This window comes from Sphingobium sp. MP9-4 (assembly GCF_005281675.1).
Lineage (GTDB): Bacteria > Pseudomonadota > Alphaproteobacteria > Sphingomonadales > Sphingomonadaceae > Sphingobium > Sphingobium yanoikuyae.
The window spans coordinates 56,551-80,487 of record NZ_LUFI01000026.1; the positions used below are offsets into that span (position 1 = coordinate 56,551).

General features: G+C 63.5%; 26 protein-coding genes. 14 read left to right on the forward strand and 12 right to left on the reverse strand.

Going from position 1 to position 23,937, the window contains the following annotated elements; genetic code table 11:
• The first annotated feature begins 32 nt into the window (after nt 1-32).
• Complete coding sequence (locus A0U87_RS07525; RefSeq protein WP_037521091.1) at nt 33-1,334, forward strand: dicarboxylate/amino acid:cation symporter; 1,302 nt, start codon at nt 33-35, stop codon at nt 1,332-1,334.
• 36 nt (nt 1,335-1,370) lie between these two features.
• On the opposite strand, the gene A0U87_RS07530 is transcribed toward A0U87_RS07525, so the two are convergent.
• From A0U87_RS07530 to A0U87_RS07540, 3 genes are all read right to left on the reverse strand, one after another.
• Nucleotides 1,371-2,138 (reverse strand): ThuA domain-containing protein, encoded by a 768-nt coding sequence (locus A0U87_RS07530; protein WP_048937307.1) that lies wholly within the window; start codon nt 2,136-2,138, stop codon nt 1,371-1,373.
• A 71-nt stretch (nt 2,139-2,209) separates the two neighbouring features.
• A complete protein-coding gene (locus tag A0U87_RS07535) occupies nt 2,210-2,596 on the reverse strand; it encodes a RidA family protein (protein ID WP_048937379.1) in 387 nt (128 codons plus the stop codon).
• Nucleotides 2,596-3,753 carry a DSD1 family PLP-dependent enzyme gene (locus A0U87_RS07540; RefSeq protein WP_048937308.1) on the reverse strand — a complete coding sequence of 386 codons (1,158 nt, stop codon included), beginning with the start codon at nt 3,751-3,753 and terminating at the stop codon, nt 2,596-2,598. Before A0U87_RS07540 ends, A0U87_RS07535 begins: the two co-directional genes overlap by 1 nt.
• A 149-nt stretch (nt 3,754-3,902) precedes the next feature.
• Between A0U87_RS07540 and A0U87_RS07545 the strand changes: the two genes are divergently transcribed.
• The 5 genes from A0U87_RS07545 to trmFO all read left to right on the forward strand — a co-directional run bounded on the left by A0U87_RS07545 (nt 3,903) and on the right by trmFO (nt 7,853).
• The gene (locus A0U87_RS07545) at nt 3,903-4,448 is read left to right on the forward strand and encodes a MarR family transcriptional regulator (protein ID WP_048937309.1); all 546 of its coding nucleotides are present in this window, start codon (nt 3,903-3,905) and stop codon (nt 4,446-4,448) included.
• A gap of 61 nt (nt 4,449-4,509) precedes the next feature.
• A complete protein-coding gene (locus A0U87_RS07550) occupies nt 4,510-5,532 on the forward strand; it encodes an SRPBCC family protein (protein ID WP_048937310.1) in 1,023 nt (340 codons plus the stop codon).
• A 20-nt stretch (nt 5,533-5,552) separates the two neighbouring features.
• Nucleotides 5,553-5,924, forward strand: a complete 372-nt coding sequence (locus A0U87_RS07555; protein WP_037520998.1) for a hypothetical protein — start codon at nt 5,553-5,555, stop codon at nt 5,922-5,924.
• A gap of 51 nt (nt 5,925-5,975) precedes the next feature.
• Nucleotides 5,976-6,383, forward strand: coding sequence for a hypothetical protein (locus tag A0U87_RS07560; protein ID WP_037521000.1), 408 nt, complete (start codon nt 5,976-5,978; stop codon nt 6,381-6,383).
• Between the two features lie 123 nt (nt 6,384-6,506).
• A complete protein-coding gene (gene trmFO / locus A0U87_RS07565; RefSeq protein ID WP_048937311.1) occupies nt 6,507-7,853 on the forward strand; it encodes a methylenetetrahydrofolate--tRNA-(uracil(54)-C(5))-methyltransferase (FADH(2)-oxidizing) TrmFO in 1,347 nt (448 codons plus the stop codon).
• Nucleotides 7,854-7,869: 16 nt separating this feature from the next.
• On the opposite strand, the gene A0U87_RS07570 is transcribed toward trmFO, so the two are convergent.
• Nucleotides 7,870-8,334, reverse strand: coding sequence for a hypothetical protein (locus A0U87_RS07570; protein WP_137405402.1), 465 nt, complete (start codon nt 8,332-8,334; stop codon nt 7,870-7,872).
• Between the two features lie 45 nt (nt 8,335-8,379).
• Entirely contained in the window at nt 8,380-9,039 is a 660-nt protein-coding gene (locus A0U87_RS07575) for a hypothetical protein (RefSeq protein WP_048937313.1), read from the reverse strand.
• 139 nt (nt 9,040-9,178) lie between these two features.
• On the opposite strand from A0U87_RS07575, the gene A0U87_RS07580 reads away from it, so the two are divergent.
• Genes A0U87_RS07580 through A0U87_RS07590 form a run of 3 tightly spaced genes read left to right on the forward strand, consistent with a single transcriptional unit; the run spans nt 9,179 to nt 12,340 of the window.
• A complete protein-coding gene (locus A0U87_RS07580) occupies nt 9,179-11,101 on the forward strand; it encodes a pilus assembly protein (protein ID WP_048937314.1) in 1,923 nt (640 codons plus the stop codon).
• Nucleotides 11,098-11,691 carry a TadE/TadG family type IV pilus assembly protein gene (locus A0U87_RS07585; RefSeq protein WP_048937315.1) on the forward strand — a complete coding sequence of 198 codons (594 nt, stop codon included), beginning with the start codon at nt 11,098-11,100 and terminating at the stop codon, nt 11,689-11,691. Before A0U87_RS07580 ends, A0U87_RS07585 begins: the two co-directional genes overlap by 4 nt.
• Nucleotide 11,692: 1 nt before the next feature.
• Nucleotides 11,693-12,340, forward strand: coding sequence for a TadE/TadG family type IV pilus assembly protein (locus tag A0U87_RS07590; RefSeq protein WP_164488878.1), 648 nt, complete (start codon nt 11,693-11,695; stop codon nt 12,338-12,340).
• Between the two features lie 64 nt (nt 12,341-12,404).
• Here A0U87_RS07590 and A0U87_RS07595 read toward each other — a convergent pair whose 3' ends face one another.
• The 4 genes from A0U87_RS07595 to eno all read right to left on the reverse strand — a co-directional run bounded on the left by A0U87_RS07595 (nt 12,405) and on the right by eno (nt 16,752).
• Nucleotides 12,405-13,772: a pyruvate dehydrogenase complex E1 component subunit beta gene (locus tag A0U87_RS07595; RefSeq protein ID WP_004211797.1), complete on the reverse strand. Its 1,368-nt coding sequence runs from the start codon at nt 13,770-13,772 to the stop codon at nt 12,405-12,407.
• The gene (gene pdhA, locus A0U87_RS07600) at nt 13,772-14,845 is read right to left on the reverse strand and encodes a pyruvate dehydrogenase (acetyl-transferring) E1 component subunit alpha (RefSeq protein WP_004211796.1); all 1,074 of its coding nucleotides are present in this window, start codon (nt 14,843-14,845) and stop codon (nt 13,772-13,774) included. Before pdhA ends, A0U87_RS07595 begins: the two co-directional genes overlap by 1 nt.
• A gap of 230 nt (nt 14,846-15,075) precedes the next feature.
• Nucleotides 15,076-15,387 carry a septum formation initiator family protein gene (locus A0U87_RS07605; RefSeq protein WP_004211795.1) on the reverse strand — a complete coding sequence of 104 codons (312 nt, stop codon included), beginning with the start codon at nt 15,385-15,387 and terminating at the stop codon, nt 15,076-15,078.
• Nucleotides 15,388-15,477: 90 nt separating this feature from the next.
• Complete coding sequence (gene eno / locus A0U87_RS07610) at nt 15,478-16,752, reverse strand: phosphopyruvate hydratase (RefSeq protein ID WP_037521021.1); 1,275 nt, start codon at nt 16,750-16,752, stop codon at nt 15,478-15,480.
• 226 nt (nt 16,753-16,978) lie between these two features.
• On the opposite strand from eno, the gene A0U87_RS07615 reads away from it, so the two are divergent.
• The 5 genes from A0U87_RS07615 (at nt 16,979) to A0U87_RS07635 (ending at nt 19,316) form a co-directional block, all read left to right on the forward strand.
• Nucleotides 16,979-17,584 carry a hypothetical protein gene (locus A0U87_RS07615; protein ID WP_004211793.1) on the forward strand — a complete coding sequence of 202 codons (606 nt, stop codon included), beginning with the start codon at nt 16,979-16,981 and terminating at the stop codon, nt 17,582-17,584.
• Between the two features lie 65 nt (nt 17,585-17,649).
• Nucleotides 17,650-18,024: a phage holin family protein gene (locus A0U87_RS07620; protein ID WP_048937317.1), complete on the forward strand. Its 375-nt coding sequence runs from the start codon at nt 17,650-17,652 to the stop codon at nt 18,022-18,024.
• On the forward strand, nt 18,021-18,344 hold the full coding sequence (locus A0U87_RS07625; RefSeq protein ID WP_048937318.1) for a hypothetical protein: 324 nt from the start codon (nt 18,021-18,023) through the stop codon (nt 18,342-18,344). Before A0U87_RS07620 ends, A0U87_RS07625 begins: the two co-directional genes overlap by 4 nt.
• Nucleotides 18,337-18,990, forward strand: a complete 654-nt coding sequence (locus A0U87_RS07630; protein ID WP_004211790.1) for a hypothetical protein — start codon at nt 18,337-18,339, stop codon at nt 18,988-18,990. The genes A0U87_RS07625 and A0U87_RS07630 overlap by 8 nt, the downstream gene beginning before the upstream one ends.
• 104 nt (nt 18,991-19,094) lie before the next feature.
• Nucleotides 19,095-19,316 (forward strand): DUF4170 domain-containing protein, encoded by a 222-nt coding sequence (locus tag A0U87_RS07635; protein ID WP_004211788.1) that lies wholly within the window; start codon nt 19,095-19,097, stop codon nt 19,314-19,316.
• A gap of 63 nt (nt 19,317-19,379) precedes the next feature.
• On the opposite strand, the gene A0U87_RS07640 is transcribed toward A0U87_RS07635, so the two are convergent.
• From A0U87_RS07640 to carB, 3 genes are all read right to left on the reverse strand, one after another.
• Nucleotides 19,380-20,039 (reverse strand): rhomboid family intramembrane serine protease, encoded by a 660-nt coding sequence (locus tag A0U87_RS07640; protein WP_048937319.1) that lies wholly within the window; start codon nt 20,037-20,039, stop codon nt 19,380-19,382.
• Nucleotides 20,040-20,043: 4 nt separating this feature from the next.
• Nucleotides 20,044-20,520: a transcription elongation factor GreA gene (gene greA, locus A0U87_RS07645; protein WP_004211784.1), complete on the reverse strand. Its 477-nt coding sequence runs from the start codon at nt 20,518-20,520 to the stop codon at nt 20,044-20,046.
• An 81-nt stretch (nt 20,521-20,601) separates the two neighbouring features.
• A complete protein-coding gene (gene carB / locus A0U87_RS07650) occupies nt 20,602-23,937 on the reverse strand; it encodes a carbamoyl-phosphate synthase large subunit (RefSeq protein WP_048937320.1) in 3,336 nt (1,111 codons plus the stop codon).

Genomic DNA, 23,937 nt, shown 5'->3' on the forward strand with positions numbered 1-23,937 from the left:
GCGCGCCGGTCGTCCAAAGGAAAAATGCCATCATGGCCCTCAATTATCGCAGCTTCGGCTTCCAGGTTCTGCTCGGCATGGTCGTGGGCCTTGCCCTCGGTCTCGTCGCGCGCCAGATTGGCGCCGGTCCGGATGGCGACCTCAACTGGCTGGCGACCACGCTCAAGACGGTCGGATCGATCTTCGTCTCGCTCTTGAAGGCGATCGTTCCACCTCTGGTCTTCGCCGCGATTGTCGCGTCGATCGCCAATCTGCGCGCGCTCGACAATGCCGCCCGTCTCGCCGGCCAGACCCTGCTCTGGTTCGCGATCACCGCACTGATCGCGGTCAGCATCGGCCTCGCCATCGGCCTGATCGTTCAGCCGGGCGCGGGCCTGCACGGCACCGCGCTCGCCATGGGCAAGGCGGATTCGGTCGGCGGCTGGCTCGATTTCCTCAAGGGTCTGGTCCCCGGCAACAGCCTGGCCCTGTCGGGTAGCACCAAGATCACTGACGGCAGCGCCAGCACCAGCATCTCGTTCAACATCCTGCAGTTGCTGGTCATCTCGATCGCGGTCGGCCTCGCCACGCTGAAGGTCGGCGACAAGGCGGAGCCCTTCCTCTCCTTCGTCCGCTCGCTGCTCGCCGTCGTCCGTGCGATCCTGGGCTGGGTCATCCGCCTGACGCCGATCGGCTCGGCCGCGCTGATCGGCACCGCGATCGCCACCTATGGCTGGAGCGCACTGGCGCAGCTCGGCACCTTCACCGCCGCCATCTATCTCGGCCTCGGCCTCGTCCTGCTGGTGGTCTATCCGCTGCTGCTGATCGCCAATGGCCTGAAGCCCGGCCCTTTCTTCGCCAAGGCCTGGCCGGCGATCCAGCTCGCCTTCGTCTCGCGCTCGTCGGTCGGCACCCTGCCGGTGACCGAGACCGTGACCGAGCGGCTGGGCGTCGACAAGGGCTATGCCGCCTTCGCGATCCCGCTCGCCTCCACCACCAAGATGGACGGCTGCGCCTCCATCTATCCGGCACTGGCAGCGATCTTCGTCGCGGGCTTCTATGGCATCCCGCTGCACTTCATCGACTATGTGCTGATCGTCTTCGTCTCGGTCATCGGCTCGGCCGCGACCGCCGGCCTGACCGGCGCGATCGTGATGCTGACGCTGACCCTCTCGACGCTGGGCCTGCCGCTCGAAGGCGCCGGCCTGCTGCTGGCGATCGACCCGATCCTCGACATGGGCCGCACCGCCGTCAACGTTGCGGGCCAGGTGCTGGTGGGCGTCATCGTCGCCAAGCGCGAGGGCATTCTCGACGAAAGCGCCTATTATGGCGAGGGCGAACTGGTCGCCGCCTGATCGAAAACCGGGCGGCGCGGGCGTTCCGCGCCGCCGTCAGGGCAGCTGGCCGCGCCCGGTCGCCGTCCAGTAGATGCCGCCCATCAGATGGTCGAGATAGCGCGGATCGCGATACATCTCGCCATTATGGCCCAGCGTGGTGACGAACACCCGCCCCTTCTCATAGGCATGATACCAGGCGACGGGATGCTCCCGCCCCATCGGCCTTGCCACCTGCCCCAGCCAGATTTTGGTCGGGTCGTAGCTGCTTTCCTCGACATTCAGCACCGGATGGATCGTCACCTTATAGGGGTTGGCGGTGACATAATATTCGTCGGTCCAGATCCAGCGATCGGGCAGACCATAGGTGGCGGGAAAACCCTTGTCGGTCGGCGTCACCACCGCCGTCTGCACCATCGGATGGATGACGAAGCTGCGCCCGACCATCTTCTCGTACCAGGCCCATTCGCCCGGCGGCGTGATGAGCGCGCGATGCACGACGATGGCATTGCCGCCCGCCCGCATATAGGCCTCGAACCTGGCGCGCTGGGCCGGGTTCAGTTCCTCGCCCGGCGTATTGAGGAACATCACCGCCGCATATTGGCTGAGATCGCCATCGAAGACGGACGTGTTGTTGGCCCAGGTGAAGCTGAAATCATGCAGCTTGCCAAGATTCTCCAGACTGTCCCGCGCGATCGGTATATATTCATAATGATATTTGTTCGGGATGGCGAGGACGAGCAACTTATACTGGTCCTCCGCCCGCACCGCTGCGGGCACCGACAGCGCCATCAGGGCGATGAGTGCCCCGACCTTGTTTCTCATCCGCCTGCCTCCTTCACTCGCCTATCGCTAGGACAGGCGGCGACGGAAAGATAGCGCTCCCATGGTCGTAATCAGCCCGGTAGCAGGCCGATCGCGTCCACTTCGACCAGACAGCCATGATGAAGTTCGGGTGCGGGCACTACCGTGCGCGCCGGCCGGGCGTCCCCCATCATCTCGGCATAGATACCGTTGAAACGCGGCCAATTCTCGACGCCCACGATATAGGCGGTGACGCGCGCGATCCGTTCCGGCCCGCATCCTGCCTCTGCCAGGATCGCCAGCATATTGCCGATCGCCAGCCGTGCCTGGTCCTCAAACGACAGGTCACTACGCGGCCCCTGCCCCGCCACCACCGGCAATTGCCCCGACACGAAGACGAAGCCATTCGCAATCGTCGCCTGCGCATAATGGCCGGCGGGCGCCGGCGCCTTGTCGGTCTCGATCCGCTGCACGTCCATCACCATCCTCCAAATCGCGGCCAGACCGCTTCCACCATATCGCTGCCGTCCCGCACCACATGATAGCGATCATGCTGCGCGCCGGTGGCACAGGCGTGATTGGGCAATATTCGCACCCGATCGCCCACCGCCAGGTCCGGCAGCGCGCCGGATGCCCCCGGCCGCAGCGCGATGATGCCATATTCCTGATTGGCATCGACCAGGATCAGATCGCCATAGGGCCGCCCGTCCCGGTCGCAGACCAGGCCATAGCCCTGATCGACATCCTGTTTCGCCGTGCCGCGATCGCGCGACATCGCCATCCAGCCGGCATCGACCAAGATCCAGCCCTTGTCCCGCTGATGCCCGATCACCGTCGCCAGCACCGACAGGGCGATGTCGTCCACAGAACAGATGCCGATCCCGGCCATCACCAGATCGAAGAAGACGAAGACGCCGGCGCGCACCTCGGTCACGCCGCTCAGGTCCGTGGCGTGATGCGCGGTCGGGGTCGATCCGACGCTGATCATCGGACAATCATGTCCCGCCTCCCGCAAGACCCGCGCCGCCGACACCACGGCATCCCGCTCGGCGTCAGCGCAGGCGCGCAGTTCCGCCGCGCCGCGCGCGCCATAGCTGCCGCCGGCATGGGTCATCACGCCGCGCAATGCGCCGCCCTGCGCCAGCGCCGTGCCGATCGCCCGCAGCCGCGCCGCATCGTCGGGCTGCACGCCCGACCGGTGGCCGTCGCAATCAATCTCGATCAGGGCCGGAATGGCCGTGCCCGCCGCGCGCGATGCGGCCGCGACCGCCTCTGCCTGCTCGACCGAATCCAGCACGATCGCCAGGTCCACGCCCTGCGCCCGCAGCGCAAGTATCTCGGGCAACTTGGCTGGACTGATGCCGACCGCATAGAGAATGTCGCGCACCCCGGCCGCCGCAAAGCGGCGCGCCTCCTGCAAGGTCGATACCGTCGCCGGTCCTTGCGCCGTCGGCATCAGCCGCTGCGCGACCTCGACCGACTTGGCGGTCTTGAGATGCGGCCGCATCCCTACGCCCAGCCCGTCCAGATGTGCCCGCAGCCGCGCGATATTGCGATCCATCCGGTCGGCATCCAGCACAAGGCAAGGCGTCGACAAGCTATCGAGGGGAAAGGGATCGTCGGAAAAGGCAGACATAAGAGGCTCCGTTGCTGACCCGCAGATTGCCGACATGCGGCGGCTTTTCAACGGGCTCGACGAATTCCGACGATTTTTCCTCCGCCGTCACCGCCCCCTTGCCCGACTCTTTTCATTCCGTTATTTCTGTTTTTACAGAAAGGAATGTCATGCCACTTCTCGACCATCCCGATGCCAAGGCGTTCCTGCTCCACTGGGGTGAGATGGGCACGCAATGGGGCGTCAACCGGTCGGTCAGCCAGGTCCATGCATTCCTCTATCTGTCGGACCATCCCCTGCCCGCCGACGAGATTGTCGACCAGCTCGGCCTTGCCCGCTCCAATGTCTCGACCGCGCTCAAGGAACTGCAATCCTATGCGATCGTCCGCCGGGTCCATGTAGAGGGCGACCGGCGCGACCATTTCGTCGCGGAAACCGATCTGTGGGAAATGCTCACCCGCATCGCTGCCGAGCGCAAGCGGCGCGAGATCGACCCAACCATCGCCCTGCTGAACGACCTCGCCCAGCGGCTCGCCAGGGATGAAAGCTGCCCGCCCCATGTACGCGAGCGCATCACCCGCATGCATGAATTCATGTCGACGCTTGGCAACTGGTATGAGCAGGTCAACAAGCTGCCCAAGTCGACCCTGATCGCCCTCATGAAGCTCGGCAACAAGGTCGCCCGCTTCATTCCTACCGGCAAGAGCAAGGACTAGTCGCTGCTAATCGATGCGCCCTGACGCCCGATCGCACCCAGCTATTTCGGAGTTTACAGAAATGTCTGACAAAAACGACGAAAATCCCGATCCCATCGCCCCGCCCGTTCGCGCCGGATCGGCCCCGCTGCGCATTGCATCGGCCGTCGCGCTGGCCATGGCCTTTGCGATCGGCGTCTATCTGCTGCTCGACGCCACCCGCGTGAACGGCCTTGTCAGCTTCACCTTCCTGCTGCTCCTGCCCGCCGCGCTCACCGCCTTCGTTGCCTATGTCGGCGATCCCTGGGCGGAGCGGTCGCGCCGCTATTATATGACGATGCCGCTCTGGCTGCTGGGCGCGACCATCCTCCTGTCCGTCCCGGTGCTGAAGGAAGGGGTGATCTGCATCGTCATGCTCGCCCCGCTCTGGATCGCCAGCGGGCTGGCTGGCGCCTATGCCACCTATCGGCTGCGCGGCCGTGCTGGCGATCGCGGCACCAGCTATTGCATGGCGGTGCTGGCCATGCCGCTGATCGCGATGCAGGTCGAACCGATGATCCCCCTGCCCGACGCCACCGCCACCGTCAGCCGCTCGATCATCGTCGAGGCCAGCCCGGACCGGATCTGGCCGCTGCTGCGCGGCATTCCCGATGTCCGACCGGGCGACGGAACATGGACCTTCACCCAGGATGTGCTGGGCGTACCCCGGCCGCTCGGCGCCCATATGCTGGGTGACGGGATCGGCGCAGTCCGCATGGCCGACTGGGGCCGGCAGGTGCGGTTTCGCGAACATATCATCGATTGGCAACCGGGCCGCAGCATCGGCTGGCGCTTCGATTTTCGCGGGCTCGACGCCTGGCAGTTCACCGACCGGCACCTGATGCCCGACAGCGCCTATTTCAAGGTGACGACCGGCGGCTATCGCATGGAACCGGCCGGCCCCGGCCGCACTCGCGTCATCATCGACACCCATTATTGGATGCAGACCCCGGTCAATGGCTATTCCCGGCTGTGGGGCGAAATTTTCTTGGGCGACATCGAAAAGAACCTGCTCGTCCTCATCAAGCAGCGCGCCGAACGGCCGGTCGCGCCCGCCATCCTCTGACTGCCAAAAGGAGATGAACCATGGTTGAAACCGCCTATGCCCTCTATCTGGTCATCACGCTCGCCATCACCATCTGGGTCGCGCGCACCCTGTCGAAAAATGGCGAGGTCTTCCTGATCCAATGTTTCGGCCATGATGCGCAACTGGCCCGATCGACCAACCATCTGCTCGTCGTCGGCTTCTACCTCGTCAATATCGGCTTCATCACCCTGACGCTCAGCCTGGGCAAGGAACCGACCAGCTATGCCGAAACGATCCGCTTCCTCAGCGCCAAGATCGGCCTCGCCGTGCTGGTGCTGGGCGGCATGCATTTCTTCAACATGGGCGCGATCGCCCATTTCGGCCGCAAGGTGAATGGCTGGCTGCACGACGGCCATCCCCAGGCCGCCTGATCGCCAGCCGGAAGGGTGCGCCCCACCCTTCCCCCTTTCCGGGAGGTTCCGATGTCCCATGCCGATCCTGCCCATCTTCGCGGCGGCGCCCGCGCGATCCTGACCGCCGGCCCGTTGTTCGTGACGCTCTATCTGGCCGCCGATCTCTATCGCCGCATACCCGATGCCATTACGGTGGATCTGGGAATCCTCATCATCCTGCCCCTCATATTGCTCTTCGCGTTGATCTTCGGCCCCTTGGTTGCCGCCATCCCGATCATCATCGGGACGACGTCGATGCGCGTCCTGGCATATCATTGTCCCCTTTTTGCCCCCCGCGCCTTCTGGTTGCTCGCCGGTGCCGCCGTCGGCTTCGGCGTGGCTTATGGCTGCGACCTATTGGGGGAATTCCCTGATTTGAGCTTTGCCCTGATCGCAACCAGCGGCCTCAGCGGCTGGCTGGCCTACACGCCGGAATAGTATTTCCGCGCCCCTGTCCTATTGAACCATGCCCCGCTATACTGATTGCATCTCATAACAATATGTCCCACTGGCGTTCGGAAATTACCGAATGTGCGGGAAAAGTGCGAAGTTAAGCGAAATATGTCCAATCACCAGATCCATGTCATCGGCGGCGGTCTCGCCGGTTCGGAAGCCGCCTGGCAGCTCGCCCAGGCCGGTATCAAGGTCCGCCTGTCGGAAATGCGCGGCACCGGAGAGATGACCCCGGCGCACCAGACCGACGGCCTGGCCGAACTGGTCTGCTCCAACAGTTTCCGTTCCGATGATGCGGACAAGAATGCCGTGGGTCTGCTGCATCAGGAAATGCGGCGTCTCGGCTCGCTGATCATGGACCGCGCCGAACCGGCCAAGGTGCCGGCCGGTTCTGCCCTGGCGGTCGACCGCCATGTCTTTTCCGACGGCGTTACCCGCGCACTCGCCGAACATCCCAATGTCGAGATCGTGCGCGAGCGGATCGACACGCTGCCGACGGAGGGCATGACCATCGTCGCCACCGGGCCGCTGACCGCCGCCGCGCTGGCCAGCAGCATCGGCGAAGCCGCCGGCATGGAGCATCTCGCCTTTTTCGACGCGATCGCGCCGGTCATCCATTTCGACAGCATCGACATGGAAGAATGCTGGATGGCCAATCGCTGGGACAAGATCGGCCCCGGCGGTGGCGAGGGCAAGGACTATATCAACTGCCCGATGAACAAGGAGCAGTATCAGGCCTTCGTCCAGGGGCTGCTCGACGGCGAGAAGACCGAGTTCAAGGAATGGGAGTCGAGCACCCCCTATTTCGAGGGCTGCATGCCGATCGAGGTGATGGCCTCGCGCGGGCCGGAAACGCTGCGCCATGGCCCGATGAAGCCGATGGGGCTGGACAATCCCAAGACCGGCCGCTGGCCCTATGCCGTGGTCCAGCTGCGCCAGGACAATGCGTCGGGCACGTTGTGGAACATGGTCGGCTTCCAGACCAAGCTGAAGCATGGCGCCCAGGTCGAGCTGTTCCGCACCATTCCGGGGCTGGAAAAGGCGGAGTTCGCGCGGCTGGGCGGCCTGCACCGCAACACCTTCATCCAGAGCCCGAAGCTGCTCGACCCGACGCTGCGCCTCAAAAGTGCGCCGCATATCCGCTTCGCCGGGCAGATGACCGGGTGCGAGGGCTATGTCGAAAGCGCTGCCATCGGCCTCATCGCCGGGCGTTTCGCCGCGGCCGAGATACTGGGCCAGGACCTGGCGCCGCCGCCCGCCGACACGGCACTGGGCGCGCTGCTCGGCCATGTCACCGGCAATGTCGAGACCGCCGACTATCAGCCGATGAACGTCAATTTCGGCCTGTTCCCGACGCTGGACGACGTCAAGAAGAAGCAGCGCAAGGAAGCCTATACCGCCCGCGCCCGCGCCTCCTTCGGTCGCTGGCTGGGTGAGGTGGTGGAACCGGCCTGATCCATCCGGGACAGGCTCAGCATTTGCAGCGCGGTTTCGCCGCCCGCTTCGGCGCGGTGGTGGCGAACTCGGCCGGGGTCAGCTTGCCGTTCTTGTCGGCATCGGCCCCGGCAAAACGATCCGCGGTGGCCACCGCCCATTCCTCGAACGACAGGAGATTATCCTTGTTCGTATCGAGCTGTTTGAACGCGGCAGTGCGGCTGCCCAGCATCTCGATCCGGCTGATGATGCCGTCGCGATTGCGGTCATAACGGGCAAAGCGCTTTTCCTCGCGGCTCTGCGGACTGGCCTCGCCGGGCATCGGCGGCGGCTCGCCTACCGCGTCGGGATCGCCTTCGGGCAGGGCTTCGTTGGCTGGCGGTGGCGGTGGCGCGAGCAAAGCCTTGGGCGGCGGCTCGTTGGTCGCCCGCCCCTGCCACCAGAACAGGCCGGCCGCGACCAGCAGCAACGCCCCCATGCCACCTGCCAGCAACCGTCTCATCGCCCGCTCCCCCCTTCGTGACGGCAGCGAACCTATCGCGATCGACTAGCGCCCGACAAGCGCGATCCGCATCAGTCGCCAGGCCATGTTCCGCGTCAGCCCGACCGGCGCCCGCTGTCCCCGCTCGACATCATGCCGTGCCAGCAGATAGGCGATGCGCAGCGGCTTCCACGCGCTGGGCCACACCGGATCGCCCACCTGCGGCAACAGGTCGCGGGCCAGACCGATGGCCGCATCCGCCAGTGCCTCGTCGCCGCTATGGGCAGACAGGTCCCACAAGGCCCAGATCTTGCCCGCCGCGATCAGCCAGTCGGGTGCATCGGCCACATCGGCCAGCGCCTGGAACAGCCCGCCGCCGCGCCCGGCGGCATAGTCGCGCAGGCCGGTGAGGTCGATCTCCGGCTCCACCACCAGCACTTCCCAACCGTCGAGCATCGCCGGGATACCGGGCGCGGCCAGCGCACCAATCGCGCGCAGCCAGTCGACCACAGGCTCGCCCTGTCCCTTGACGCCCGCCTCGTCACTGACGACGCCCAGCCACCAGGCGAGGCGCATCTGCCCGATCGCTGGATCGCTGGTGGTTCGCGCAATTTGCGCAAAGCGCTGATCCAGCGCCCAGAGCGCCCGATGCCGCTCGGCAAAGCGCCCTGCATGCCCGGAAAGCAGGCGCGCCAGCGGCGCCAGATCGTCCGTGCGATCCATCATTTCGATCCCGATCTAAAAATGGCTTATCAATCCTTTAACCAGACTTCGCATAGAGACCCTAACCAGTCCCGTTGCATAGCCGACGATGGCCCTGTCCAGATTTCTGGGGGGAAACGGGCGACATGGGTGAATGCGGAACATGGGCAAGCAGATCAAGCGCGCGATGACATTCCTTGGCCGGCTTCGGCGCAACCAGGCGGGCAACACGCTCGCCATGGTGGCCGCAGCGGTCATTCCGCTCGCAGCGCTGATCGGCGGCGGCGTCGACATGAGCCGCGCCTATATGGCCAAGGCCCGTCTGCAGCAAGCCTGTGACGCTGGCGCGCTGGCTGGCCGACGCTCCATGACGACCTCGGCGATGACTTCTACCGACATTGACGAAGCGAAGAAATTCTTCGATTTCAACTTCCCGCAAAAAACCTTTCAGACTGACGAATTTGCACCGAACATCCGCAGCGATCCGAGCCTGACGACAACCGTACTGGTCTCCGCCGACACGCGCATCCCGACCACGATCATGCGGATATTGGGCTTCCAATATCTCAATCTGTCGGTGTCCTGCAGCTCGAAATTCGACATCGGCAATACCGATGTGATGCTGGTGCTGGACACCACCGGTTCGATGAGCAGCAATATCAGCGACGGCAATAACGGAACGACGACACGTATCGCCGCGCTGCGACAGGCCGTGCGCGCCTTCTACGACACGCTTGGCCCCGGCAACACCAATACCGGGCGGGTGCGCTATGGCTTCATGCCCTATGCCAGCAACGTCAATGTCGGACGCCTGTTACCCACGACGGCATTGGTCGGTGGAAACGCTGGCGACACCTGGGGCTATAACAGCCGCCAGATGACCTATTATAATGATACGCCGGCTTCGACCAGCACCTGCTATCGGGGCTACAAGAGCAGCGGAAGCAATAACTGCCGTACAAGTTCAGGGAGTGCCCAGAGCGACTCCAGCAATGTGGACCTCGCCGCCTGCAGATCATGGGCGCAGGCCGCCACCTCGATTAGCGGCAATTATCCCAACACGATCACCAGGGTCACCTATTCCGCCTATTCGTGGGATGGGACCACGCCCTTCCCATCTTCTGGCAACAACAACAAGAAATGTGTTCGCCAGGAAGTGACGACCACGCATACGAGCAATGTGACCGGTGGCACCGGCAATACGTCGCTCGACAAATGGTCCTATAACAAGATCAACCTCACGGTTTCCGACTATGTCCGTGGCACGGCCATTCCAAATCCTGCCTATAATGACGGCACGACGTCGACCTGGGGCGGCTGCATCGAGGAGCCGGATACGATCAACACGATCAATTCTAGCACCTCGTCCAGTTCCGTCCCAACCGGCGCGAACGACCTGAATATCGACCTGATCCCAGATTCCAACGCGACCCGCTGGCGCCCATTCTGGCCGGACGTATCCTGGTATCGCACCTCGACGCCTGCCACTTCGCCCTATTGGAGCAGTTGGGGCGGCGATCAGGCTGCCTGCCCGGCCCCAGCACGACCGCTGGCGGAATATACATCGCGGGATGCGGCGCCCAGCAACGATCCCAGCGCCACATCGTTCAATACCTATGTGAACTCGTTGGAACCCTGGGGTTTCACCAATCACACCACCGGGATGGTCTGGGGTGCCCGTATGATGTCGCCAAACGGGATCTTTGCCGCCAATAACGGCGCAGCCCCCAATGGCTTCACCATTTCGCGACACGTCATCTTCATGACGGACGGTGCGATGACCGCATCGGACGGCAATTATGACGGCTGGGGCATCAACAGGCTGGATGGCCGCATTGCCCCGACCGGCACCAGCACCGATGATCTGGTGACGATCCAGAACAAGCGCTTCTCGATTGCCTGCGAAGCCGCCAAGCGCAGGGGTATCACCATCTGGGTGATCGTCTTCGCCAGCGCGTCCAATGCCACGCTCAATAGTTGCGCCTCCAGCACCGACCATGTCGCCGTGTCCACCAACGCAGCCGCGCTGACCACCCAATTCACCACCATTGCCCAGAATATCGGCGGGCTGAGGCTCTCGCAATGATCGCGCGCCTCCTGCCTGTCCGCAACCTTGCGACTGACAGCCGCGGTGCGACGCTGGTCGAGTTCGGCTTCGTCATAGGGCCGCTCTGCCTGATCATCATGGGCATCGCCGACCTGGGATATCAAAGCTATCTCAACGCCGTCACCAAGGGCGTGCTGGACCAGGCTGCCCGCGCAGCCTCGGTCGGCACGATGACGTCGGCCCAGATCGATACCTATATCAATCAGCGCATGGCCCCCATCGTGTCGAAAAAGGGCAGCGTGGATATCACCAAGACCAGCTATTATAATTTTTCGCGGATCGGGAAGCCCGAGAAGATCCTGACCGATACCGCGCCATTGGGCACCTATAATGCGGGCGACTGTTTCGAAGACAGCAACGGCAACGGCATCTATGACACGAGCGCCGGCGCGACCGGCCTCGGCAGCGCCGACGACGTCGTCTATTATCAGGTCACGGTCACCATGCCGCGTCTATTTCCCATGGCGAAAATCCTTGGCTGGTCAGCGACGCAGACCGCCACATCATCGGTCATTCTTCGCAACCAGCCCTGGTCCAACCAGATCAGCCCGACGAAAGTCTGCACCTGACATGCGCATGCCTTCGCACCCCCTTCTGCGCCGGCTGCGGCAGGATCAATCAGGCCTGGCACTGATCGAGTTCGCCTATTCGCTGCCCGTCCTGCTGGCATTGACGCTAGGCGGGCTGGAAGTCGCCAATCTGGCCATTACCCATATGAAGCTGAGCCAGCTGGCCATGCTGGTCGCGGACAATGCCTCACGCGTGCGTGCCTCGATCGACGAGGCAGATATCAACGAGATATTCAGTGGCGCAGCGCTCTCCGCCAATGGACTCAATTTCGCCGCCAATGGCAAAATCTTCCTGTCGGACCTGGAGCCGAACAGGCAGGATGCGCCCAATACAGGCCAATATATCCGCTGGCAGCGCTGCTATGGCAGCGGCAGTTTTACCTCCACCTATGGCACCACAGGCAATGGCGCATCCGATGCCAGCATGGTCGACGGCATGGGACCGACCAACCGAAAAATCAGCGCCGGTAACGGCACGGCGGTGATGTTCGTCGAAGTCGCCTATAAATATCAGCCGCTCATTTCGAACAGCATCTTCGGCGAGAAGACGATCCGCTACACCAGCGCGTTCAACGTGCGCGAGCGAACCGACCAGGCGATGAAAAATGCCGGCAACCTGTCCACCTCGCAGACGGCAACCTGCTCCTGATAGCCGGCCACCATAGGTCTGATTAAAAAAGGGGCGATCCGATCGGACCGCCCCTTTTTCATTCTTACTTGTAGCAGACTTTCTTGGCCGCTTCGACCACGCGGGCCGCGTCGATCAACGCCAACTTTTCGAGGTTCGCGGCATAAGGCAGCGGCACATCCTCGTTGGTGACGCGCAGGACCGGGGCGTCGAGATCGTCGAAGCCCTTTTCCATCACGACGGCGGCGATTTCCGACGCGATCGAGCAGGTCGGCCAGCCTTCTTCCACCACCACCAGGCGGTTGGTCTTCTTGAGGCTCTCCAGAACCGTCGCGGTGTCGAGCGGACGCAGCGTGCGCAGGTCGATCACTTCCGCATCGATGCCCTCGGCAGCAAGCTGCTCGGCCGCGTCGAGCGCCAGGCCCACACCGATCGAGTAGCTGACCAGGGTAACATCCTTGCCCGGACGCATGATGCGCGCCTTGCCGATCGGCAGGACATAATCGTCGACCTTGGGCACGTCGAAGCTGCGACCATAGAGAAGTTCATTCTCCAGGAACACGACCGGATCGGTCGAGCGGATCGCGGCCTTGAGCAGGCCCTTGGCGTCGGCCGCGTCATAGGGCGCGATGACGATCAGGCCGGGAACCGCGGCGTACCAGGGGCCGTAGTTCTGCGAGTGCTGTGCGCCGACGCGGCTGGCCGCGCCGTTGGGACCACGGAACACGATCGGGCAGCGCATCTGGCCACCGGACATATAGTTGGTCTTGGCAGCCGAGTTGATGATGTGGTCGATCGCCTGCATGGCGAAGTTGAACGTCATGAACTCGATCACCGGACGCAGGCCACCCATGGCCGCGCCCGAACCGATGCCGGCAAAGCCATATTCGGTGATCGGCGTGTCGATGACGCGCTTGGGACCGAATTCGTCGAGCAGGCCCTGGGTCACCTTGTAGGCGCCCTGATATTCGGCGACTTCCTCGCCCATCACGAAGACGCGCGGGTCCGACCGCATTTCCTCGGCCATGGCGTCGCGCAGCGCTTCGCGCACGGTGGTCTTGACGAACTCGGTGCCGGCCGGGAGGTCCGGATCCTGCACGGTCGCCTTGGCTTCCGACGCCAGCTTGGAGGTACCGCTTTCCGCCTTCTTGGGCGCTTCTTCTGCCTTGGGGGCTTCAGCCTTGGGCGCAGGTGCCGGAGCAGCCTCCCCGCCCTCGCCCGCCATCGTCGCGATGACAGTGCCGACCTTCACGCCCTCGGTGCCTTCGGCAATCACGATCTGGCCGATCTTGCCTTCGTCGACGGCTTCGAATTCCATCGTCGCCTTGTCGGTCTCGATCTCGGCGAGAATGTCGCCGGACTTCACTTCATCGCCTTCCTTCACCAGCCACTTGGCCAGCGTGCCCTCTTCCATCGTCGGCGAGAGCGCCGGCATCTTGATTTCGATACCCATTAATATTGCTCCACCAGCACGTCGGTATAGAGTTCATGCATCTCAGGTTCGGGCGAGGTTTCGGCGAAATCGGCCGCTTCGGCGACGATCTTGCGGATATCCTGGTCGATGACCTTGATCTCGTCCTCGCTGACGCCGGCGTCGATCAGATATTTCTTCACGCCCTCGATCGGGTCGCTGTTGTCGCGCACCGCCTGAACCTCGTCACGCGAACGATATTTGGCCGGGTCGGACATGGAGTGACCGCGATAGCGGTAGGTCTTCATTTCGAGCAGGATCGGGCCATTGCCGCCCTGGACCCACTTGAGCGCTTCCTCGGTCGCGCCGCGCACCGCCAGAACGTCCATGCCGTCGACCTGGATGCCGGGGATACGGAAGCTCTCGCCACGGCGATAGAGCTGGTCTTCCGACGAGGCGCGGTTGACGCTGGTGCCCATGGCATATTGATTGTTCTCGATCACGAAGATGATCGGGAGCTTCCACAGTTCGGCCATGTTGAACGATTCGTAGACCTGGCCCTGGTTGGCCGCGCCGTCGCCGAAATAGGCAACGCACACGCCGCCATCGTCGTTATATTTGTGGGCGAAGGCCAGGCCCGCGCCGAGTGACACCTGGGCGCCGACGATGCCGTGGCCGCCATAGAATTTATGCTCGACGCTGAACATGTGCATCGAACCGCCCTTGCCGCGCGAAATGCCGGCTTCGCGGCCGGTCAGTTCGGCCATGATGACCTTGGGATCGATGCCATAAGCGAGCATGTGGCCATGGTCGCGATAACCGGTGATCACGCTGTCCTTGCCGGGCTTCAATGCCGACTGGATGCCGACCGCAACCGCTTCCTGGCCGATATAGAGGTGACAGAAACCGCCGATGAAACCCAGACCATAAAGCTGGCCGGCCTTTTCCTCGAAGCGGCGGATCAGAACCATCTGCCGATAGAATTCCAGCAGCTCTTCCTTGCTGGCCTTGTAGTCGGTGGGCGTTTCGGGGCGCGGACGATTATGGTCCGCACCGGCCGGCACTGCGGCCTTTGCCTTTGCGCTGTCGGCGCGCGGCGTGGTTGGTTTCGCCAAGGCTATTATCCTTTTGCGTGGGTAGGATGGAAGGAAGCCCGATATGCGTCAGAGTTGCATAGATTGCAACGGCGGACCCCACGGAATCCCGGCATAATGAATGTCCCGAGTGCAAAAACGACAATCCATGACAACGCTGTCGAAAACGGGTCGCGAACGACCGGCAACAAAATGTTGCCGCGACAGGATTTTACCAAATAAATGGAAAGCGCACCCTATCGACGCGCGGATCAGTTCAGCGGAACGATCACTTCATCATGGTGAATCACGCCGAGCTGGCGACGGATCAGTTCGTCAGACAGATCGGGATCGACGCGGCGCGGATTGAGCAGGTCCACCCGGTTGCGCAACTCCTGCCGATGCAGCTGGACGATCTTGAGCTCAGCCTTCGCATCGCGCAGTTGGCGCGAATAATCGCCCCAGGCGAGCACGCCATTGGAGCCGAGCACCACATAGCCGGCGAAGAACAGCAGCAACAGCACCGCGATTGCCGGCCCGAGGGCCGACATCAATAGCATGCGGAGCTTCGCGATATGCGCCATGAACTGCTTGAATCACAGGATTCGGCCGGTCGCAAGCAAAAATATGCCCGATGCGACCAGCCGAATCCCTAACCTGAAATTAGCCGTGGATCAGCGGAAGATCGAACGACCGGCATAGACCGCCATGTCGCCCAGTTCCTCTTCGATGCGGATCAGCTGATTATACTTGGCAAGCCGGTCCGAACGGGCGAGCGAGCCGGTCTTGATCTGACCGCAATTGGTGGCGACGGCAAGGTCGGCGATGGTCGAATCCTCGGTCTCGCCCGAACGGTGCGACATGACCGCCGTGTAGCGGGCACGATGCGCCATATCGACGGCGGCGAGCGTTTCCGACAGCGTGCCGATCTGGTTGACCTTCACCAGCAGCGAGTTGGCCAGCCCCTTGCCGATGCCCATCGACAGGCGGGCCGGGTTGGTGACGAACAGATCGTCGCCGACCAACTGGACCTTGTCACCGATCTTGTCGGTCAGCGCCTTCCAGCCCTCGAAATCATCCTCGCTCATGCCGTCTTCGATCGACTTGATCGGATAGTCGGCGGCCAGCGCGGCGAGATAATCGGCCATTTCGACCGGCGAGAGCGACAGGCCTTCGCCCGAAATCTCGTACTTGCCGTTCTTGAAGAATTCGGTCGCGGCACAGTCCAGCGCCAGCACGACATCGTCACCGGGCTTGTAGCCGGCCTTTTCGACCGACAGCATGATGAAGTCGAGCGCATCGCGGGTCGAGGCGATGTTGGGGGCAAAGCCGCCCTCGTCACCGACCGAAGTGGCCAGACCCTTGTCGTGCAGCCCCTTCTTGAGCGTGTGGAAGATTTCCGAACCGATGCGCACGGCGTCGGCGATGCTCTCCGCACCGACCGGCATGATCATGAATTCCTGAAAGTCGATCGGGTTGTCGGCATGCTCGCCGCCGTTGATGATGTTCATCATCGGCACCGGCAGAACATGCGAGGACACGCCGCCGACATAGCGATAGAGCGGCAGGCCGCGCGCGTCGGCAGCTGCCTTGGCAGTGGCAAGCGACACGCCCAGGATCGCGTTGGCGCCCAGACGCGACTTGTTCTCGGTACCGTCGAGCGCGATCATCGCAGCATCGACTTCGCCCTGGTCCTCGGCATCGAGGCCAATGAGTTGCTCGGCAATCTCGTCATTGACGGCGGCGACGGCCTGAAGCACGCCCTTGCCCAGATATTTGCTCTTGTCGCCGTCGCGCTTTTCGACCGCCTCATAGGCACCGGTCGACGCGCCCGACGGCACGGCGGCGCGGCCGAAGCTGCCATCTTCCAGCATCACGTCGACTTCGACGGTCGGATTGCCGCGGCTGTCGAGAATCTGGCGGGCGTGGATATCGAGAATGGCGGTCATGATCGCTCCCTGATCTGGGCCCGGACACGCGCCGGGCGGCCTTTTCGCGGCCCCGCTTAGCCAGCAGCCCCAAACTTGGCAATCCGGGGGACTTGCCATCGGACAAAAAATGCCGATGCTCAAAATAGTAACGGCGCCGGAACTGTAGGCCGCCGCCAAGCATTAGGATCATGACAGCCCGCCCCGCGCGGGACCATGAGGTTGAGCTTTAGGGAGACTTTGGACAATGGCCGACACCCCGGAAACCCCGCCCGTCAAGCGCGTGAAGAAGGCGGTTGCCGCCAAGGCGAAGCCGGCGTCGACCAAGGCCTCCACCCCGGCCGTCAAGGCCGCGCCGGTGAAGAAGGCCGCCACCCGCAAGGCGCCCGCAAAGCCCGGAAACGGGGCCGCCCATGGCTGGTCCGCGCAGATCGCCCCGATCAAGGCGCAAGCCGAAAAGGCCGCCAAGGCCGCGACCGACAAGATCAATTCGGTCGATTGGAAGGCGCATATCGACCCGATCAAGGAGCAGGCCGGCAAGACCGCAAAGTCTGCGGCGAGCAGTGCCAAGGACAAGACCGGTTCGGCCATGCAGAGCCTGTCGAAGCTGATTGCAGACACCGCCGGCACGGTCGATGCGAAGCTCGGCCCGCAATATGGCGATTATGCCCGCCAGGCAGCGGAATCGGTGGCCAGTGCTGCAGATACGCTGGATAGCAAGGACGTGGACCAGTTGATGACCGAGGCGCGTGATTTCGTGCGCAAGAGCCCGGCCGTTGCCATCGGCGCGGCCGCCGTGGTCGGCTTTGTGCTGATGCGCCTTGCCAAAGGATCGTCCGACAGCGACGCCTGACGAACGCAAGACAGGATTATCGTGACGGCTAACCGCAGGCCCCGGTTCACGGGGCGGAGGGGCAATTGACGCAGGAACCAGCGGATACGGTGGCAACGCCGCAGACCGAGGGGAATGAGGAGTCTGTCCGCGCGACATTCGCCCGCCTCTACACCGATGGCCGCGCCTATGCGCAGGCGGAGGTCGAGCGCCAGAAGCTGCGCGCCGGCATTGCTGGCGCCGGCATCCGCAATGCCGCTATCCTGGGGATCGTGGCGTTGATGCTGCTGTTCGCAGCGATCGTGACCCTGTTGATCGGATTGGTGATTGCGCTGTCAGCGACGATCGGGCCGCTCTGGGCAACGCTGGCGGTGTTCGGCGGCGCTGTACTGATCGCCGTCCTGCTGCTGCTGCTGGCCAAGGGACAGATCAGCCATATGTTGAAGACGATCAAGTCATGAGCCGGGAACAGGCCTATCGCGAAGCGACCGAACGCGCGGTGCATCTGCGCAGCAAGGCGGTCCTGAGCCTTGCCGATGCCCAGGCGCGGATCGCACCCGATCGGCTGAAGGCCGATTTCGAGGCGAAGATCACGGCGACTGCGCTCGACGGCGTCGCCTATGTCGGTGCCAAGGTGCGCCAGCGGCCGGTTGCAACCGGCGCGGCGGCAACCGGCATCGTCCTGTTTCTCTTCCGCCGCCCCCTCACGGCACTTTTCGGACGCCTGTTCGTTCGACTGAGGAACCGTAACACGGAAATTTCGGAGATTGATGATGGCTGACATCCGCGCCCAACTGACCCGCGTCCGCGAAGCGGCCAATGACGCCGCCGGCAGCGCAACCGACATGATCAAGGACAGCACCGGCAAGGCGCGCGAAAGCGCCGGCGAACTGATCCAGACCGGCAAGGACAAGGCGAGTGAAGCCTATGGCGACGCGCGCGACCGGGGCCAGCGTGTCGCTGCCCGCGCCAACGAGATCATTCAGGAGCATCCGGTTGCGGCTGTGGCCGGCGCGGTGGCGGCAGGCGCGGTCATCGCCTGGATGTTCCCCAAGAGCCGTAAGGTGATGAAGGCGTTGCCGGGTCTGGCCGCCACCGCCGGCGCCCGCGTGCTGGAGGCGGCCGCCACTGCCCGCACCGCCGCGAGCGAGAATAGCGAGTCGCTGCGCCATAATGCTGGCGAAGCACTGGCGAGTGCGCGGGACAATGCCGGCGAAGTGCTGAGCAAGGCCCGCGAAACGGCCAGCCATGCGCTGTCGAGCGCCAAGGAAAGCGCAAGCGACACCGCTGCAGCGGCCCGTGACGCCGCGGCATCGGCCGATCTTGGCGGCAAGGCATCGAAGCTGGCGGACGAACTGGTCGCGCTCGTTTCCACCCGCGTCGAGGCGCTGGGCGACGCGATCAAGGCGCGATTGCCGAAAAGCTAATCGCGATTGCCGCAAACGCAATCGACACAAAGGCCGCTTTCCTTGGCGGATCGCAGGGACGATGCTAAGGCACCGCGATCAGTCAAAGGAGAACATATAACGCCATGAGCAAGATGCATCTGGTGATGGGCGGCCGCGTAACCAACCCGCAGACGCTGGAATTCCAGGACCTCAGCAAGGTCGACCTGGTTGGCGTCTTCCCTGACTATGCCTCGGCCGAAAAGGCCTGGCGCGGCGCGGCGCAGCGCACCGTCGATGACGCCGAAATGCGCTATGTGATCGTCCATCTGCACCGCCTGCTGGAGCCTGAGCTGCCGGCAGCCTGATGACCCGTTTCGGGCGAGACCGGATCATGCCCCGGTTTCGCCCGAACACATATTATCGAACGATCAATTGATAGCCTGGGGCCGTTTGCGGAACCGCCAGCGCAGCAAGGGCCGGGTCAGGGCTAGCCCTGCCAGGAAGCCGCCAATATGCGCGGCAATCGCGATCTGACCCAGATCGCCCAATCCCCCCGCCGTCGCCACGCCGATCATCAACTGGATCGCGATCCAGGCGGCCGCCAGCCACAGCACCCGCACGAAATTGGCCGACAACGGCCCGATCCGCCGCACCTGTTGCTGGCTGTAAAGCAGCGCATAGGTGGCGATGATCGCGGAAATCGCGCCACTCGCCCCGACCATCGGATTGATCGATTCCGGCGTGATCGCCCATTGGGCGAAGCAGGCGGCATAGGCGCCGGCGACATAGAGGATCAGCGTGCCGGTGCGGCCCAGCACATGTTCGACCTGCCGCCCGCAGAAAAGCAGCATCAGCAGGTTGAAGCCGACATGCAGCCAGCCGGCATGGACGAAGGTGCAACTGAGCGGCGTCAGCCACCACGGCACCGCCGCCATGCCGTCCAGCAAGCCGGGGTTACCAATGCGGGCGGGCATGAACCCGCCCAGCAAGGCCGCATTGTCGATCTGCCCGGTTGCCAGCAGCAACAGGAACAGAACGAACGTGACCAGCGCGATCGCGTTGGTCGTGCGTCCGGCAGGCAGTTTCACGGGATCAGATGAACGCGATCTTGTCGACCAGGTAGAATTTGTCGCCCGACGGGACCGACACTTCCACCTCGTCACCGACCTCGCGGCCGATCAGCGCACGGCCCAGCGGGCTGTTATAGCTGATCATGCCCGCCTTGGCATCCGCCTCGGCCTGGCCCACGATCTGATATTTGACCGGCTTGTCGTCCTCGTCCAGCAGGGTCACGGTCGCGCCGAACACGATCTTGTTACCCGACAGGGTGGTCGGATCGATGATCTGGGCGCGCGACAGCTTGTCTTCCAGGTCGGAAATCGTTGCCTCGACCTGCCCCTGCCGTTCCTTGGCGGCGTGATATTCGGCATTTTCCGACAGGTCGCCGTGGGCACGAGCTTCCTCGATGGCGTCCACGATCAGAGGGCGCTCGGCCTTCAGCTCGCGGAGCTGCGCATTGAGCTTGTCATAGCCCACCTGCAGCATCGGCATCTTCTCGACGGTCGCCATTATTGCAAATCCTTCGTCAAAACTTCCCTTTGGCGGCGCCGAACGTGGCGCCACCCGCAGCATGCTTCCTGGTGAAGGGGATCAGGCGTGCGACCCAGGATAATAGGACTGGAGCGAGCGCACTTCAAGGGCGCGGTCCCGCAAAGCCTCGATTGCGTCCGCCGCAGCGACGCTGGCGGTCGCGGTGGTGAAACTTGCAATCTTTGCGCGTAGAGCACTGGTGCGGATCGCCTTGCTGTCCTTTAGGGACTGCCAGCCTTCGGTGGTGTTGAAGATCAGTTGCACGTCGCCATCGGTGATCCGGTCGACGATGTGCGGGCGGCCTTCGGCCACCTTGTTCACATGCTCGACGGCGATCCCCTGCCCTTCCAGATAGGTGGCGGTGCCGCCGGTGGCGATGATGGTGAAGCCCATGCCCGCCAGCTTCTGCACCGCCGGCAGGATCACCGGCTTGTCGCTGTCCTTGACCGAGACGAAGACGGTGCCGCTGGTCGGCAGCACGGTACCCGCACCCAGCTGCGCCTTGGCAAAGGCGGTGGCGAAATTGCTGTCGATGCCCATGACTTCGCCGGTGCTCTTCATTTCCGGCGAGAGCACGGGGTCGACGCCGGGGAAGCGGTTGAACGGGAAGACGGCTTCCTTGACCGCGACATGGTCGATCGCGTTGCGATCGATCTTGGGCAGATCCTTGATCTTCTCACCGGCCATGACGCGCGAGGCGATCTTGGCGATCGGGGTGCCGATCGCCTTGGCGACGAAGGGCACGGTCCGGCTGGCGCGCGGATTGACCTCGATCAGATAGACGATGCCGTCCTTGACCGCGAACTGGATGTTCATCAGGCCACGGACCAACAGGGCACGGGCCAGCACTTCGGTCTGACGCTCGATCTCGGCAATCACCTCGTCCGACAGGCTGTAGGGCGGCAGCGAGCAGGCGGAGTCACCGGAGTGAACGCCGGCTTCCTCGATATGCTGCAGCACGCCGGCGACGACCACATCGTCGCCGTCACACAGCGCGTCCACGTCCACCTCGACCGCATCACGCAGATACTGGTCGATCAGCACCGGGGAGTCGCCCGACACCTGCACGGCGGTAGTGATATATTCTTCGAGCTGGGCCTGGCCGTCGACAATTTCCATGGCGCGACCGCCAAGGACGTAGGACGGACGCATCAGCACCGGATAGCCGATACGATTGGCGACCGCGATCGCCTCCTCGCGGCTGCGGGCAATGCCGTTGGCCGGCTGGCGCAGCTTCAGCTTGTCGATCAGCGCGGCGAAACGCTCGCGATCCTCGGCCAGGTCGATCGCGTCCGGACTGGTGCCCAGGATCGGGATGCCGGCATCCTCCAGCGCCTGTGCGAGCTTGAGCGGCGTCTGGCCGCCAAACTGCACCAACACGCCCGCCAGCGTCCCCTTCGACATTTCTACTGCCAAGATTTCCAGCACGTCTTCGGCCGTCAGCGGCTCGAAATAGAGGCGGTCGGACGTGTCATAGTCGGTCGACACGGTTTCCGGGTTGCAGTTGACCATGATCGTCTCATAGCCGGCTTCGCTCAGCGCAAAGCAGGCATGGACGCAGCAATAGTCGAACTCGATGCCCTGGCCGATGCGGTTGGGACCACCGCCCAGGATGACGACCTTCTTGCGGTCGCTGGGCTGCGCCTCATTCTCCGGCTCGCCGAATATCGGGGCTTCATAGGTCGAATACATGTAGGGCGTCTTCGCCTCGAACTCGGCGGCGCAGGTGTCGATGCGCTTGAACACCGGACGCACGCCCAGCTTGTGGCGCAGACTACGCACTTCATCCTCGGTCACGCCGCCGGTCATGGCAACGACGGCATCGTGGATCAGGCCGCTGCCGCGGGCGACGCCGCGCTCATTGCCGCGCAGATTGGCGGACTTGAGCGCCAGCCAGGCGAGACGCTTGTCGGAAAAGCCCATGGCCTTGAGGCGGCGCATGCCGTCCGCATCGCGCGGCAGGCCGTGTTCCAGCACCTCATTCTCCGCCTCGACGATTTCCTTGAGGCGCTCCAGGAACCAGGGATCGAACTTGGCGATATTGTGGATTTCCGCGACGGTCAGACCTTCACGAAGGGCTTGCGCAGCGACCAGCAAACGATCGGGCGTCGGCTGTGCCAGGGCGGCGATGATGTCGTCCTTGGGCGCGCCGACCAGATGATCGACCTGGTTGAAGCCCGACAGGCCGGTTTCCAGACCACGCAGCGCCTTCTGCATCGATTCATGGATGTTGCGGCCGATCGCCATGACTTCGCCAACCGACTTCATGGCGGTGCCCAGCAGCGGCTCGGCGCCCTTGAACTTTTCAAAGGCGAAGCGCGGGATCTTGGTCACGACATAGTCGATGGTCGGCTCGAACGAGGCCGGGGTCGCACCGGTAATGTCATTCTCGATCTCGTCGAGCGTGTAGCCGACGGCCAGCTTCGCCGCGACCTTGGCGATCGGGAAGCCGGTCGCCTTCGACGCCAGCGCCGAGGAGCGCGACACGCGCGGGTTCATCTCGATGACGACCAGACGGCCATCCTTGGGATTGACCGCGAACTGGACGTTGGACCCGCCGGTTTCGACGCCGATCTCGCGCAGCACCGCCAGGCTGGCGTTGCGCATGATCTGATACTCCTTGTCGGTCAGCGTCAGCGCCGGCGCGACGGTGATGGAGTCGCCGGTGTGGACACCCATCGGATCGACATTCTCGATCGAGCAGATGATGATGGAATTGTCGTTGCGATCGCGCACGACTTCCATCTCATATTCCTTCCAGCCGAGGAGCGATTCCTCGATCAGGACTTCGGTGGTCGGCGAAGCATCCAGGCCGCCGCGGACGATGTTCATGAACTCGTCGCGATTATAGGCGATGCCGCCGCCGGTGCCGCCCATGGTGAAGCTGGGACGGATGATCGAGGGAAGGCCGGTGAACTCCAGCGCTTCCATCGCCTCTTCCATGGTGTGGGCGATGCGCGAGCGGGCCGATTCCAGGCCGATCTTGTCCATGGCGTCGCGGAACTTGATCCGATCCTCCGCCTTGTCGATCGCCTCGGCGTCGGCGCCGATCATCTGGACGCCGTATTTCTCCAGCGTGCCGTCGTTGAACAGCGCCAGCGCCGTGTTGAGCGCGGTCTGGCCGCCCATCGTCGGCAGCACCGCATCGGGCCGCTCCTTTTCGATGATCTTCGCCACGATTTCGGGCGTGATCGGCTCGACATAGGTCGCGTCGGCAAATTCCGGGTCGGTCATGATGGTGGCCGGGTTGGAATTCACCAGGATGATGCGATAGCCCTCTTCCTTCAGCGCCTTGACCGCCTGCGTGCCCGAATAATCGAACTCGCACGCCTGGCCGATGATGATCGGACCAGCGCCGATGATGAGGATGGAGGAGATGTCGGTGCGTTTGGGCAT

Bases quoted from the DNA above. Each gene is read 5' to 3' on its own strand.
- A0U87_RS07525 (WP_037521091.1), top strand. From the start codon at position 33: ATGGCCCTCAATTATCGCAGCTTCGGCTTCCAGGTTCTGCTCGGCATG.
- A0U87_RS07530 (WP_048937307.1), bottom strand. From the start codon at position 2,138: ATGAGAAACAAGGTCGGGGCACTCATCGCCCTGATGGCGCTGTCGGTG.
- A0U87_RS07535 (WP_048937379.1), bottom strand. From the start codon at position 2,596: ATGGACGTGCAGCGGATCGAGACCGACAAGGCGCCGGCGCCCGCCGGC.
- A0U87_RS07540 (WP_048937308.1), bottom strand. From the start codon at position 3,753: ATGTCTGCCTTTTCCGACGATCCCTTTCCCCTCGATAGCTTGTCGACG.
- A0U87_RS07545 (WP_048937309.1), top strand. From the start codon at position 3,903: ATGCCACTTCTCGACCATCCCGATGCCAAGGCGTTCCTGCTCCACTGG.
- A0U87_RS07550 (WP_048937310.1), top strand. From the start codon at position 4,510: ATGTCTGACAAAAACGACGAAAATCCCGATCCCATCGCCCCGCCCGTT.
- A0U87_RS07555 (WP_037520998.1), top strand. From the start codon at position 5,553: ATGGTTGAAACCGCCTATGCCCTCTATCTGGTCATCACGCTCGCCATC.
- A0U87_RS07560 (WP_037521000.1), top strand. From the start codon at position 5,976: ATGTCCCATGCCGATCCTGCCCATCTTCGCGGCGGCGCCCGCGCGATC.
- trmFO (WP_048937311.1), top strand. From the start codon at position 6,507: ATGTCCAATCACCAGATCCATGTCATCGGCGGCGGTCTCGCCGGTTCG.
- A0U87_RS07570 (WP_137405402.1), bottom strand. From the start codon at position 8,334: ATGAGACGGTTGCTGGCAGGTGGCATGGGGGCGTTGCTGCTGGTCGCG.
- A0U87_RS07575 (WP_048937313.1), bottom strand. From the start codon at position 9,039: ATGATGGATCGCACGGACGATCTGGCGCCGCTGGCGCGCCTGCTTTCC.
- A0U87_RS07580 (WP_048937314.1), top strand. From the start codon at position 9,179: ATGGGCAAGCAGATCAAGCGCGCGATGACATTCCTTGGCCGGCTTCGG.
- A0U87_RS07585 (WP_048937315.1), top strand. From the start codon at position 11,098: ATGATCGCGCGCCTCCTGCCTGTCCGCAACCTTGCGACTGACAGCCGC.
- A0U87_RS07590 (WP_164488878.1), top strand. From the start codon at position 11,693: ATGCGCATGCCTTCGCACCCCCTTCTGCGCCGGCTGCGGCAGGATCAA.
- A0U87_RS07595 (WP_004211797.1), bottom strand. From the start codon at position 13,772: ATGGGTATCGAAATCAAGATGCCGGCGCTCTCGCCGACGATGGAAGAG.
- A0U87_RS07605 (WP_004211795.1), bottom strand. From the start codon at position 15,387: ATGGCGCATATCGCGAAGCTCCGCATGCTATTGATGTCGGCCCTCGGG.
- eno (WP_037521021.1), bottom strand. From the start codon at position 16,752: ATGACCGCCATTCTCGATATCCACGCCCGCCAGATTCTCGACAGCCGC.
- A0U87_RS07615 (WP_004211793.1), top strand. From the start codon at position 16,979: ATGGCCGACACCCCGGAAACCCCGCCCGTCAAGCGCGTGAAGAAGGCG.
- A0U87_RS07625 (WP_048937318.1), top strand. From the start codon at position 18,021: ATGAGCCGGGAACAGGCCTATCGCGAAGCGACCGAACGCGCGGTGCAT.
- A0U87_RS07630 (WP_004211790.1), top strand. From the start codon at position 18,337: ATGGCTGACATCCGCGCCCAACTGACCCGCGTCCGCGAAGCGGCCAAT.
- A0U87_RS07635 (WP_004211788.1), top strand. From the start codon at position 19,095: ATGAGCAAGATGCATCTGGTGATGGGCGGCCGCGTAACCAACCCGCAG.
- greA (WP_004211784.1), bottom strand. From the start codon at position 20,520: ATGGCGACCGTCGAGAAGATGCCGATGCTGCAGGTGGGCTATGACAAG.
- carB (WP_048937320.1), bottom strand. From the start codon at position 23,937: ATGCCCAAACGCACCGACATCTCCTCCATCCTCATCATCGGCGCTGGT.